General features: G+C 30.7%; 13 protein-coding genes. 1 reads left to right on the forward strand and 12 read right to left on the reverse strand.

Annotation, left to right across the window (positions count from 1 at the left end; genetic code table 11):
- Nucleotides 1-13: 13 nt before the first annotated feature.
- The 5 genes from CHRY9293_RS08555 to CHRY9293_RS08575 all read right to left on the reverse strand — a co-directional run bounded on the left by CHRY9293_RS08555 (nt 14) and on the right by CHRY9293_RS08575 (nt 3,870).
- Complete coding sequence (locus CHRY9293_RS08555; RefSeq protein WP_162032610.1) at nt 14-517, reverse strand: hypothetical protein; 504 nt, start codon at nt 515-517, stop codon at nt 14-16.
- 272 nt (nt 518-789) lie between these two features.
- Nucleotides 790-1,368 (reverse strand): hypothetical protein, encoded by a 579-nt coding sequence (locus CHRY9293_RS08560; protein WP_162032611.1) that lies wholly within the window; start codon nt 1,366-1,368, stop codon nt 790-792.
- A gap of 631 nt (nt 1,369-1,999) precedes the next feature.
- A complete protein-coding gene (locus CHRY9293_RS08565) occupies nt 2,000-2,371 on the reverse strand; it encodes a VOC family protein (protein ID WP_162032612.1) in 372 nt (123 codons plus the stop codon).
- 3 nt (nt 2,372-2,374) lie between these two features.
- The gene (locus tag CHRY9293_RS08570; RefSeq protein ID WP_228455497.1) at nt 2,375-2,752 is read right to left on the reverse strand and encodes a GNAT family N-acetyltransferase; all 378 of its coding nucleotides are present in this window, start codon (nt 2,750-2,752) and stop codon (nt 2,375-2,377) included.
- Nucleotides 2,753-2,820: 68 nt separating this feature from the next.
- Nucleotides 2,821-3,870: a M28 family metallopeptidase gene (locus CHRY9293_RS08575; protein ID WP_162032614.1), complete on the reverse strand. Its 1,050-nt coding sequence runs from the start codon at nt 3,868-3,870 to the stop codon at nt 2,821-2,823.
- A gap of 89 nt (nt 3,871-3,959) precedes the next feature.
- Between CHRY9293_RS08575 and CHRY9293_RS08580 the strand changes: the two genes are divergently transcribed.
- A complete protein-coding gene (locus tag CHRY9293_RS08580; RefSeq protein ID WP_162032615.1) occupies nt 3,960-5,099 on the forward strand; it encodes an aminotransferase class I/II-fold pyridoxal phosphate-dependent enzyme in 1,140 nt (379 codons plus the stop codon).
- 74 nt (nt 5,100-5,173) lie between these two features.
- Here CHRY9293_RS08580 and CHRY9293_RS08585 read toward each other — a convergent pair whose 3' ends face one another.
- The 7 genes from CHRY9293_RS08585 to CHRY9293_RS08615 form a co-directional block, all read right to left on the reverse strand.
- Nucleotides 5,174-7,879, reverse strand: coding sequence for a sodium-translocating pyrophosphatase (locus CHRY9293_RS08585; protein WP_162032616.1), 2,706 nt, complete (start codon nt 7,877-7,879; stop codon nt 5,174-5,176).
- 218 nt (nt 7,880-8,097) lie between these two features.
- The gene (locus tag CHRY9293_RS08590; RefSeq protein ID WP_122547082.1) at nt 8,098-8,709 is read right to left on the reverse strand and encodes an inorganic pyrophosphatase; all 612 of its coding nucleotides are present in this window, start codon (nt 8,707-8,709) and stop codon (nt 8,098-8,100) included.
- Nucleotides 8,710-8,742: 33 nt separating this feature from the next.
- Nucleotides 8,743-9,255 (reverse strand): DUF7935 family protein, encoded by a 513-nt coding sequence (locus CHRY9293_RS08595; RefSeq protein WP_162032617.1) that lies wholly within the window; start codon nt 9,253-9,255, stop codon nt 8,743-8,745.
- A 35-nt stretch (nt 9,256-9,290) separates the two neighbouring features.
- Nucleotides 9,291-10,223 carry a phytanoyl-CoA dioxygenase family protein gene (locus tag CHRY9293_RS08600; RefSeq protein WP_162032618.1) on the reverse strand — a complete coding sequence of 311 codons (933 nt, stop codon included), beginning with the start codon at nt 10,221-10,223 and terminating at the stop codon, nt 9,291-9,293.
- 75 nt (nt 10,224-10,298) lie between these two features.
- Nucleotides 10,299-11,165, reverse strand: coding sequence for a hypothetical protein (locus tag CHRY9293_RS08605; RefSeq protein ID WP_162032619.1), 867 nt, complete (start codon nt 11,163-11,165; stop codon nt 10,299-10,301).
- Nucleotides 11,162-11,839: a RadC family protein gene (gene radC / locus CHRY9293_RS08610; protein WP_162032620.1), complete on the reverse strand. Its 678-nt coding sequence runs from the start codon at nt 11,837-11,839 to the stop codon at nt 11,162-11,164. The genes CHRY9293_RS08605 and radC overlap by 4 nt, the downstream gene beginning before the upstream one ends.
- 33 nt (nt 11,840-11,872) lie before the next feature.
- A complete protein-coding gene (locus tag CHRY9293_RS08615; RefSeq protein WP_162032621.1) occupies nt 11,873-12,445 on the reverse strand; it encodes a murein L,D-transpeptidase catalytic domain-containing protein in 573 nt (190 codons plus the stop codon).
- Nucleotides 12,446-12,454: the final 9 nt, after the last annotated feature.

Here is a 12,454-nt window from a genome sequence, read left to right on the forward strand (position 1 = left end):
TTGTTTTATGAGATCATTTAATCGGTTTCTCACAAACATTTTCACGAATACTGTCAGCTATTGAATCTGGTATTATTGGTTTAGGAGTTTCTGTGTATTCTTCAGATACTTTTACAAATCCTTGAGCTGAATAATCTGTTGCAGAAAAGATCACCAGTTCGTTTGAATTACAATAAATTTTCCAATGTTCAATAGAGTATTCATTTGATTTTGAGATAATTTTAACCCAAAAATCAGAAATATTTGAATTATGTATTAGTCGCTTTATATAGTATTTATTAGCGCTAACAGATGATGATATGTAATCCCAATCATCAGATTGATGATGACCATATTTCAATTTAAAATTAGCTATCACCACTCTAATGTTATCATCCGTTTCATTTTTGCGGACCATACTCATAACAATACTATCTAATTTTTTTCTATCCGGTTCTGGCAAAATTAAACTTAAGGATTGATTATATAAAAAAGCTGATAACAAAGTACAAAGAAAGGTAAAAATAGTTTTAATCATTTTTTGAGATTTAGTGTTATCTATTGTAAGCTGACAGAGAATCTAATTCTTCTAAAAGCAATTGGTAATCAATATTTTTTTTGAAATATCTTTATTGTCAGAACTTTCAATAAATTTAAATTTTTGATATTTTAAATTATAACAAACACATATATTCATATATATATTCTGACAATATATTAGTTACAACTTCTTTAAATTATTTTATTTTTTCTATATGAATTCAGGATTATCAAAATATTAGTTCTTAATTGTCAGCTCATATATTTGAATTATGGTTTATCAATTATTAAATTTGTTAACGAAACATATCCAGATTTATATTTTCCAATCAAGATATTTCCATTATAAATATAGAGATTATCTCCTTCGAGCTGAGACCATTGAAGACCTAAATATGATAATTTTTCAAGTAGTATTTTTTGCATGTTTATTTTTTCATAAGATTCAGTATAAGGAAATGAAATTTTAATGTCATTTGAATCAAGCAAAACAACAGAATTTTTAATATTTTTTTCTAAAATTGATTTGAATACAATTTGTTGTTCGGTTGGTTTAGAATTTCCAATCTCTTCAGGATTATACTCGTAAAGAAATAAATTTCTACGATTTAGCCTATTTTCTGCAACAGTGAAAATTTTTATAGGATCAACATCATTCCACTTATTGTTTTTATTAACTGCTGTTGTAGCAAAATCAGAAAATATCTTATTAAAAGTTACTTTTTGAGTGTTTGTCAAAAACATTCTTGCATCATAACTTTTTCCAACAAAATATTTTGATTCTTTGTTTTGAGAATATGCTAATGTCACAAGAAACATCAAAAATAAAAAATATAATTTTCTTTTCATATAGATAGTTTAAAATGACATACAATGTCCTAATGTACGTATTGCGATAGTACAAGACATATATAATTATGCTTATATACAAGAGTTTGTAAAATAGTTAATCTTTTCTATCCATATAAACGCATAGATTAGATATTGTTGAAAGATACTTGCTTATTTTATAATATGTAGCTTTAATTCAAATATTAAAAGCTTTCATAATTCTAATATTCTTTAAAATATTAGTTTGTAAATCTACAATTTTATTCAAACCTGTTAACACTTGCATATGCAATTTTAATATTAAATCATACTACATAAATTTAGGAAATTTTGTTTAATGATATAATTTTTTAATAAAAAAAAACCAAAAAATTAAAATACCAGTATAAATACTTACAAAATATTATAAAACAGCCCTATTTTTTTCATAATTCAAACCTCTAAAAAAATAAACCGGCAATTAAATTACCGGTTTTAAAAATAAAAATTGATACGGATATGATTAGTTATGTGTTTTTCACTTTTGTTGAGACAAATTTATAACTATTTAGAATTAATAAAAATAACAACAGTGTGATTTTTGTCATTTTTTCTAATTAAAATAGAATAATAATCATATCCTTGTCAATTTTTATATAATATTTTATAATCAAGAAAGTTTATAAAATTCTCCAAAATGCCATAACACACCTGAAGGATCATGTACAAAACACTCTTTCCCCCAATTCAAATTTCTCACAGGAATCAATCTTACATGCCTATATTTTTCTGTTAAATTTAGAGATGAAAGTTCATTCCAAAATTCATCTACATTTTCTACTTCAACAAATATCATTGTATTATCAATCCAATCTTTTACATAAGCTCTTTGAAGATAAAAGGCAATATCTTGTCTTTTAAATAATGATAAATTATCTTCTAATATTACTTCTTCAAAACCTAAATCTTGATAGAAATTCCTACTTATATCAAAGTTTTCAGCGCCAATAAATGGTCTTATTGATCGTATAGATTGTTTCATAGCTTATTTGTTTTTCCAATTATGATAGGTCATTTCAAATTTAATCTCTCCTTTTCCATGAGTTCCTATTTCTGTCCAACCCGATTTTCTATAAAATATTTCTGCTCTGGTAGTGGGAGCCGTCCCAAGCCAAACAGTTTGATGTGTTTGAGCAAAATACCAATCAAGCATAATAGTATGTAATTTTCTTCCAATGCCCTGCTTTTCAAAATCAGGATGGATAAATAATGCCCAAATATTATTCTCTTTCCTATCAACAATCGAAAAGCCAACAATATTTTTTTCAATTTCACAAACCCATCCCTTGCCTCTTATAAATAAGAATTCTTCACAATCTTTATCGGTGATCAACCCCGGATCAGATAATATATTTTCTTTCACCAAATTCCTTATTATTTGAATTTGAGAAATATCTTCTAATCTAGCTTCACGAATTACCACTTCTTTTTTTAATTTTTATCAACAACAATACGCTCATTTCTATTCGCTAATTCCCATGCTGTTGTGAATATTAATTGTGTTCTTTTTTCCAATAATACATAATCTATTTTTTCTACATCATCTGTTGGTTTGTGATAGTCTTCATGAATACCATCAAAGAAAAAAGCTACGGGAACATTATTTTTAGCAAAATTATAATGGTCTGATCTATAATACAATCTTTGAGGATCATTAGGATCATCATATTTATAATTCAATTCTAGATTATTTGTTTTTTTATTGGAAGCTTCATTAATGATCCTTAGTTGAGAACTCAGCATATCCGAACCTATAACATATACATATTGCTTTCCTCTATTTTCAGGATCATCGCGGCCAATCATATCAATATTAAGATCCGCTACTGTATTAGCAAGAGGAAAAACGGGATAATCAGTATAATATTCTGACCCAAATAATCCGTGTTCCTCCCCTGTTACATGTAAAAATAAAATAGATCTTTTAGGACCTTTTCCCTCATGTTTAGCTTTTTGGAAAGCTTTTGCGATTTCCATTACAGCAACTGTTCCACTTCCATCGTCATCAGCTCCGTTATAGATCATCCCTTTTTTTATTCCTACATGGTCATAATGTGCAGAAATAACAACAATTTCCTCGGGTTTTTCACTTCCTTCTATAAATGCCAAAATATTTTCGGAATCAGGAAGAGTTTCTCCTCCTCTTTTTTTCATATACTCTGATGGAACTTTTTGATAATAGGAGCCTAATTCTTTTGGATATGAAACTTTTAGATTTTTGTAATAATTGATAATATATTCACCTGCTTCTTTCTGACCTTTACTTCCTGTATCCCGTCCCTCCATTTCATCCGAAGCAATCACATATAGATTTTTCTTAAGCTCATCAGCATTAATCATCTTATACGCAGCTAAAAAGGCTTTATCACCTTTTACATTAGACTCAGTCGGATGAGAGGTTTGCAGCGTATTTGAAACATTTCTTGTTTCACAACTCAATAATAAGAAAATAGAAAATACGGGAATCAAATGTTTTTTCATTGTTAGAATAATTTGATTAAAAATAACAAAATTTAATTAATCAAAAACCAATCTCTATTTTTATTATATTTGATAGAAATGCATTAGAGATGCAAAATATTTACAAATTCAATCGTTATGAGCTCTTTACAGAAATGTCTCAACTGGCAGCAACCCACGGAAGCTTTGACCTCTCCTTAGGACTTCCCGATTTTGATATTGATGAAAGATTAAAACTTTTTTTAAAAGAGGCTGTTGATTCAAATACGCATAACTACGCTCCCTTAGAAGGTAATCCTCTATTAATTGAGAATATTATACACTTTAATAAGAATCGGAAAAACAGTATTCAACATACAAAAGAAGAGATTACAGTAGTTCCCTGTGCTACTTTTGCATTATTCACAGCTCTTAAATGTATTGTAAATCTAGGAGATGAAGTCATCATCATTGAACCCGCTTATTATACCTATGGCCCCTCAGTTACATTAAATGGTGCAGTTCCCGTATATTGTACTCTAAATAATGATTTTACCATAGACTGGGAAAATGTTCAACATTCTATTTCTCCCAAAACAAAAGCTATTATTGTCAACTCTCCTCAAAATCCAACGGGAAAAATATTTTCTCAAGCCGATTGGAATCAGCTTTATAAAATTATTAAAGATCAAGAAATCTATGTGATTTCTGAAGAAATTTATGACCTATATTGTTATGATAATAGGGAACATTTCAGCTCTTTCATTCATCCTGAACTGAAAAAAAGGACTTTTTGTATTTTCTCTTTTGGAAAAATGCTCCACATTAGCGGATGGAAAGTAAGCTATATGCTCGCATCTGAAGAGCTCACCTCTAAATTCAGATTTCATCAACAATACATTTCTTATGGAGTGAACGCACCTGCTCAATATGCATTAGCAAAATTTTTAGAAGTCTTTGTCCCTTCAGAAATGCAACAAATCATGCAAAAGAAAAGAGATCTCCTCCATGAATTAATTAAAGATACACCTTTAATGATTGAACAAAAATCAAATGGTAGTATCTTTCAAATTATTAATTTTAGAAATATTTCTAATAAAATGACGGATATTCAATTTGCAAAATGGTTGACAGTAGACAAAAAAGTAGCTTGCCTCCCACTTTCTGCATTCTATAATTCAAAGCAAGACTCTAATTATATCCGAGTGAGCTTTGCTAAAAAGGATAGTTTGATTATTGAAGCATTAGAACATCTAAGAAAAGCTTTATAAACTTTGGACAGAATTCATAAACTCCTATAAAAATAAAAAAAACACTGTAAAAATACAGTGCTCTATGTCTTTAATTAAATAGTAAGTACTCTTACATCAATCCTTCTATTTTTAGCTTTACATTCATCCGTATCATTCGCTTTACAAACCGGATAATCAGATCCATACCCTTCCACTTCTATCCTATCTGCTGGAATTCCTAATTCTAATAACTTAAGTTTCGCAGTTTGAGCTCTTAAATTAGAGAGCTTTTGATTACCTTCTTCACTCCCTGTATTATCGGTATACCCTCCTAATTTTATTTTTACTTGAGGATAAGTATTTAAAACCTCTGCCAAATTCAATAATTGAATTTCTGATCCTTGTTTTAGGTCACTAGATCCTTTTTGGAAATAAAGATTCTCAATAGTATACCATCTATCAGGTTCTAAAATAGCGTTACTTTTCTGTTCCAAAGCACTATACATTCTATATAGCTGACTTTCTTCACCTAAAGAAATAGTTTTCCCATTAGTAAGCTTTATTTCTCTTATTTTTCCTGTATCATAGACAAAATCTCCATTTCTATCTAAATGTCCTTTAATTTCCCCCACAGAGTGATGAGATACAGCACCAGAAACACCTACTAAGGCTTCTAACCTTGCCTTTCGGCTATTTTCAATCTTATCTTTATGTAAAACAGCCAAAGTGGGCGCTATAACCAATGAAACAATGGACATTAATTTAATCAAAATATTCATTGATGGCCCCGAAGTATCTTTAAAAGGATCTCCAACCGTATCTCCAGTTACAGATGCCTTATGAGGCTCTGAACCTTTATAATAAACTTGTCCATTAATATTTACTCCTTTTTCAAAAGATTTTTTGGCATTATCCCAAGCGCCTCCGGCATTATTCTGGAACATACCCATAAGTACTCCACTTACGGTAGCTCCGGCGAGAAAGCCACCTAGCACTTCTGGCCCAAATATAAATCCTACAAGTAATGGTGAAATAATAGCTATGGCTCCCGGAAGCATCATTTTCTTAATGGAAGCATCTGTAGAAATAGCAATACATTTTTCATATTCAGGTTGAGCTTTTCCTTCAAGGATTCCCGGAATTTCACGGAATTGTCTTCTCACTTCTTCTACCATGGCCATTGCTGCCTGTCCAACTGCAGTGATAGCTAAGGAAGAAAAAATAAAAGGAATCATACCTCCTATAAATAATCCTGCCAAAACATCTGCTTTATATATATCAATCCCGTCTATGCCTGCAATTCCAACAAATGCTGCGAATAAAGCCAACGCAGTTAATGCTGCTGAAGCAATGGCAAAACCTTTTCCTGTTGCCGCTGTTGTGTTTCCAACCGCATCCAAAATATCAGTTTTTTCTCGAACCTCTTTCGGAAGTTCACTCATTTCAGCAATACCTCCTGCATTATCTGCAATGGGCCCAAAAGCATCAATAGCTAATTGCATAGCCGTTGTGGCCATCATACCTGCCGCAGCAATGGCAACACCATAAAGCCCTGCACAAAGATAAGATCCATATATCCCACCTGCCAGCACAATAATAGGCAATAAAGTAGACTCCATCCCAACAGAAAGTCCACCAATAATATTAGTAGCATGCCCCGTAGAAGATTGTCTTACAATACTAGAAACAGGTCTTTTACCCATTGCTGTATAATATTCTGTGATAATACTCATTAAAGTTCCTACCACTAATCCCACCATAATAGCTCCAAAAACTCCCATTTTAGAAAACTCATGACCTCTTAAAGTCATCGTTTCAGGCAATATATAAGTAACTAAAAAATAGGACGCAACTGCTGTAATAACAATACTTCCCCAATTTCCTAGATTTAAAGCATTTTGAACATTTGAAGGAGACGACTCCTCATTATCATTAATCCGTACAAATAAGGTTCCAATTATTGAAAAAATAATTCCTGTTCCAGCAATAAGCATAGGTAAAAGAATAGGAGCAAAACCTCCAAAAGAATCATGAGAAATCGTTTCTCTACCTAGAACCATTGTTGCCAAAACAGTAGCCACATATGATCCAAACAAATCTGCCCCCATACCAGCAACATCCCCTACATTATCTCCCACATTATCTGCAATAGTAGCTGGATTACGAGGATCATCTTCTGGAATTCCGGCCTCCACTTTTCCAACCAAATCAGCTCCTACGTCCGCTGCTTTTGTATATATTCCTCCTCCCACTCTAGCAAATAATGCTATAGATTCTGCTCCTAACGAAAAACCTGTGAGAATTTCAATTGTACGTTCCATTTCATGGGAGTTTACCATAGCATCAGGAGCAAAAATTTGTTTAATAATTAAAAAAAGACTACCTAAGCCTAAAACAGCTAATCCTGCAACTCCCATTCCCATTACTGAACCTCCTGTAAATGAAACTTTAAGAGCCTTTGAAAGTGATGTTTTTGCAGCCTCCGCCGTTCTTACATTTGATTTTGTGGCAATCTTCATCCCTATAAATCCTGCTAATGCCGAAAAAATAGCTCCCACAATAAAAGCTACCCCAATACTCCAATGAGAGTTTGAATTACTAGCTCCCATTATAGCTAACAAAATAGCGACAACCGCTACGAAATAAGTTAAAATTTTATACTCAGCTTTGAGAAAAGCCATAGCACCGTCAGCAATGTGTCCGCTGATAATTTTCATTTTTTCATTCCCTGCATTCTGCTTGTTTACCCAATTACTTTGAAAAAAAGTATAAAGTAAGGCAATTACACCAAATATAGGGACTAGTACAAATAGATCCATAGTTTAATATTTTTTTGGTAATAGAAAACTAAATATAATAAATAATAGCCATCAAAAACCGAAAAATATTCTAAACATCAATAAATAAAAATAAATTATAAAATATAATTCAATTTTATAATTAAAAAATACCATATTTAAAAAATTATAACCCCATAAAAAAAGGATAAATGAATTCATTCCATTTATCCTTAATGTTTATTTTTTAATACGAGAGTTTATCCTCCGTATTTATTAATATAATCTTGTTGTGAAGCTTTAATTACTTGTCGTGCATGCTCTGCTCCATATACTTCCTGAATTCTACATTTTGCGACTTCATCCGGTAAGTTTTTATATGTTAAGAAATAGTGCATTAATCGCTTCACTTCAGCCTCAGGTAATTCTGAAATATCTCTAAAATGTCCGAAGGCATGATCACCTATCATTACCGCTACAATTTTATCATCAGCTTCCCCTCCGTCGATCATTTTAAAACCACCAATAGGAATAGCTTCCATCAAAAGACCTCCTGCATGGATATTATGAGAGCTTAACACACAAATATCAAGTGGATCATGGTCTCCCATCGTAACATCAGTTGCCCCACTTTCAACAGCTAACTTCATCACTTCTTCATTACAGTAAGTTCTTGGAACAAAACCATATAAAGCAGGAATAATATTAGAAAACTTTTGAGGTCTATCCACTTTCAAAAATCCTGTTTCTTTGTCTATTTCATATTTAATAGTATCTGAGGGAACAATCTCAACAAAAACGTTTACAACGTTTGGCGCATCTTCTCCTGCAGAAATTCCATGCCATGGATGTGCTTTAAAATTTGGAATCATTATTTAAATTTTTATTTTTAGTTTAAGCTTGAATCAAGCTATTATTATAATTTCTTTTCTTAAACTTTCTATGGTAGATGAAATATAGTCTTCTCCATTCATATAGCTCATAATAAAGACAGTTTTAAACTCATCCAAATTCGGGCCATTATTAAATCCTTTATATGTGGTATGAAGCAGATCTATTACAGCCAATTTTGAGTCAACAATATGCTGCCATGAATTTTTTGTTATATATAATTGCTGGGAAGAATTATATTCAAACTCTTCATTAATTGTTTTTTCTGTAAGAAAGATAAATTCATGTGTTTCTAAATCTTTGTCAAACTTTTGAATAAGATTAGATGGCTTTATTCTTTCCAGAAAAAGAGTCATCCTTTCATAAGAATGGGTCTTATTTTCAGAATTTGATTTTATAGAAAGAATCTTTATCTCTTGGTTTTTTAGGGTTATATACGAGTGTACAAACTGCCGTAGCAATACCAAAAATGGAATTGCTATAATCAATGCAAACGCATAGGGTAAATATCCTGATAAACTTGCCATAATCTAGACGGCAAAATTACTAATATTTTATGAAATTATAACTCAAATAAAGCAGGTCTTTGTGTGACCTCATGATAGCAAATACTATTTTCATCAAAAAAATGGTAAACAAGGCTCTTTCTTGTTCTATTTTTATCCAAATGAGGTTCTCCTCCATGTAAAATATTAGCATGCCAAATAAGAAGATCTCCTTTTTGAGCTTTAAATATTTCCTTTTTCAATCCCAACTCTTTTATCTTATTTTCAAGAAACTCTTCATACGCTTTGTAGCTTTTCTTTCCTATTTTTAATCGATCTCCTTCATTATCATAATCTGAATTTAGGAAATAGGGTAATTTATGCGTTTGAGGAATATAATGTAATGCTCCATTATTTTCATCCACATCTTCTAAAGCAATCCAAACTCCCAAAAGTCCCCCTAGTGGATAAGTAGTCATATGAATACTATCAGAATGGGTTTTTTGTTGACTGCCTTTAATAAAATTAATACTTTGAAATAATTTTGCTTGCCCATCGAGTAGAATAGAAAGAAAATCAATCAAATTTTTGTCATTTCCTATATTTTTAATGATCTCAGAATAATGAATGGCAAACATAAGCTTATTTCCATAACGAAACTTGAGAGTCCCTTCTTTCATTAGATTATTTATCTCATTATTTATTTGATCCACAACATCCGAGCTTAGATAATTTTTAAGGATCAGATATCCATTAACATCATAGTTATCAACACTGACTTTATTTTCTTCCGAAAGGTTTTTATAAAAAAGAGTCGCCATCAATTTCTCATGATCAATTTTTCTTTCTACAGGAGGAAGATGAGAAAAATCTTTACTTGAAATACTTGAAAAATAGGATTTCCTTATACCATATTTTTTATAAAGAGAGATATTATGTCTTAATTTTCTCTTGTTGAAAAAATTATATAACACATAAGGTAATTTATAATTGCGAACTTGTTTAAACATAGTAAAATTATGTTTTGGAAATAACTTTATAAAGTTAGGGAATAATATTTGGAATAAATCTAAACAACTAGTGCATTATGTAAATTTTTTTAAAATTTTATTTTCAATAAAACTATATTCATGAAGTTCCGCTCCAAAACTTTTAAAAAAAACTTCTATTCCACGAATATTACTTCCCATAAAATTAAATTTCTTTTCGTGAATATAGTGTTGTAGAATGCGATCAATAATAAAGGATGATCCATTTTCAACTTTATATTCTTCATCGTTGAAAAGAGCCAGTAATGATAATTCTTTATTTTCGGTGATTAATAAAGCAAGACTAATTAATTGATCCCCCAAATAAGCCCCACATATTGTAACAAATTTATTGGTGATAAGAAAGTCGAGATATTTCTTAAATATTTCAAAATCAGCTTGAGTAGGAATTCCTTTAGAATTCTTCTCAATAAACATCATACATTCTTTATTGATACTGAGCTCTTTATAAATGAGATGTCTTGTACTTTTTGTTGTTGACTTTCTTCCTTTAAAATATTTTTTTCTTCTTAAAATTTCATAATCAGAAATAGGAATTATATAATTTTTCTTTTTCTCTAAAACAGAGGGAAAATTATTATATTGATTAAAAGAATACAAGAATACCCAATACTCTTTTTTCAAAAAAGCTAAAAAAAGATGGTTGATTTCACTATCATCTTTTTTTGAGAAAATTCCTAATTGTTGACAAAAAAGAGGCATATGAACAAAGTTAAATCCAAATTTCTTGGTTAAATGTATGGGCATTACAGCTTCATAATCACCATATACCAATATATGCCATTTTCCTGAAAGTTTATCTAAAACATTTTTCCTAGCATACCAATTTTTCTGACAAGATTCATCTAAACATCTAGAATATTTTTCAAAATCAATTTCCTGATATCGTAATTTTCTAATCATAATAATCCTTCGTCTGAAAAGCTGAAATAAGAGTTTTGTGTAATAATTAAATGATCCAAAAGCTGGATACTTAATGTCTTTCCTCCTCCTAATATTTTTTGAGTAATCTGCATATCATCTTTACTAGGATCTAAACTTCCCGACGGATGATTATGGGCGATAATCACTGCAGTGGCAAAATGATCCAAAGCGGTTTTAAATAATATCCTCACATCAACAATAGATTGGCTAATTCCTCCATGAGTTAATTGAGCCACATGAATGACTTTATTACTCTGATTCAAAAAAATAGCCCAAAATTCTTCGGTTCTTAAATCTGATAAATAGTTTTTTAAGACATTATAGGCATCTCTACTATTGGAAATTGTTATTTTTTCAGGAATATCCTGGCTTGCCCTTCTTCTTCCAATCTCCAATGCCGTCGCTATGGAAATCGCTTTAACTTCTCCTATTCCTTTAAACTTCACTAAATCTTTCACAGAAAGTAAACTTAATTGGTTCCAATTATTATCTACTGAGGTTAAAATTCGTCTTGCTAACTCTACCGCTGATTCATCTTTATTTCCACTTCCCATAATAATAGCTAATAATTCGGAGTCGGAAAGTGAGTTCTTGCCCTTAAGTAAAAACTTTTCTCTAGGCCTATCATCTTCTGCAAGAAACTTTATGGACATTTTTAATAATTAAGTAAATTGTTTGTAAATAATTTAATAGAAAGCATATAAAATAATGGGTTGTTTTGAGCCATCTATATATTTTGCTGATTGATTGAAAGCATATTGTGAAAGCATAGGACATCCAAGACTTAAACATGTGGGATTTGTCGATTCTTTATCGGGAACACAATGGTAGGAATGTAGAACAATGGCTCTTTCCATAGCATTATTATTGGTAGAATCTAAACCTTTTAAACGGTATGCTTTTCCAAATTTACCGATATAACTTTCGCCAACTTCAAATTTCCCTAAAGAAGACTGATAAGACCCATTAATATTGCTAAATGTTAAGGAAGTAGTCTTTGTATTTTCAGAACCGGATCCATGAGACACAATGGCCCTCTGTAAAATACTGTCCTTTTTCAAATCATAGAAAAAATATCTATATTTTCCCGAATGAATTTTAAAATTAATAAAGATCGCCACATTTTGATTATAATCTTTTCCTTTAATATAATTTTTAACCTCTGAAATCGCCTCTTGGGGCAACCCTTCTAGGTGTTGAGCCTTAATCGTTCCATGCGAAATAAGAAGAAAAAATATGAAAAGAAAATGTTTCATCATTGAGCGATA

Source organism: Chryseobacterium potabilaquae (genome assembly GCF_902728265.1).
GTDB classification, from domain to species: domain Bacteria; phylum Bacteroidota; class Bacteroidia; order Flavobacteriales; family Weeksellaceae; genus Chryseobacterium; species Chryseobacterium potabilaquae.

Bases quoted from the DNA above. Each gene is read 5' to 3' on its own strand.
- CHRY9293_RS08555 (WP_162032610.1), bottom strand. From the start codon at position 517: ATGATTAAAACTATTTTTACCTTTCTTTGTACTTTGTTATCAGCTTTT.
- CHRY9293_RS08560 (WP_162032611.1), bottom strand. From the start codon at position 1,368: ATGAAAAGAAAATTATATTTTTTATTTTTGATGTTTCTTGTGACATTA.
- CHRY9293_RS08565 (WP_162032612.1), bottom strand. From the start codon at position 2,371: ATGAAACAATCTATACGATCAATAAGACCATTTATTGGCGCTGAAAAC.
- CHRY9293_RS08575 (WP_162032614.1), bottom strand. From the start codon at position 3,870: ATGAAAAAACATTTGATTCCCGTATTTTCTATTTTCTTATTATTGAGT.
- CHRY9293_RS08580 (WP_162032615.1), top strand. From the start codon at position 3,960: ATGCAAAATATTTACAAATTCAATCGTTATGAGCTCTTTACAGAAATG.
- CHRY9293_RS08585 (WP_162032616.1), bottom strand. From the start codon at position 7,879: ATGGATCTATTTGTACTAGTCCCTATATTTGGTGTAATTGCCTTACTT.
- CHRY9293_RS08590 (WP_122547082.1), bottom strand. From the start codon at position 8,709: ATGATTCCAAATTTTAAAGCACATCCATGGCATGGAATTTCTGCAGGA.
- CHRY9293_RS08595 (WP_162032617.1), bottom strand. From the start codon at position 9,255: ATGGCAAGTTTATCAGGATATTTACCCTATGCGTTTGCATTGATTATA.
- CHRY9293_RS08600 (WP_162032618.1), bottom strand. From the start codon at position 10,223: ATGTTTAAACAAGTTCGCAATTATAAATTACCTTATGTGTTATATAAT.
- CHRY9293_RS08605 (WP_162032619.1), bottom strand. From the start codon at position 11,165: ATGATTAGAAAATTACGATATCAGGAAATTGATTTTGAAAAATATTCT.
- radC (WP_162032620.1), bottom strand. From the start codon at position 11,839: ATGTCCATAAAGTTTCTTGCAGAAGATGATAGGCCTAGAGAAAAGTTT.
- CHRY9293_RS08615 (WP_162032621.1), bottom strand. From the start codon at position 12,445: ATGATGAAACATTTTCTTTTCATATTTTTTCTTCTTATTTCGCATGGA.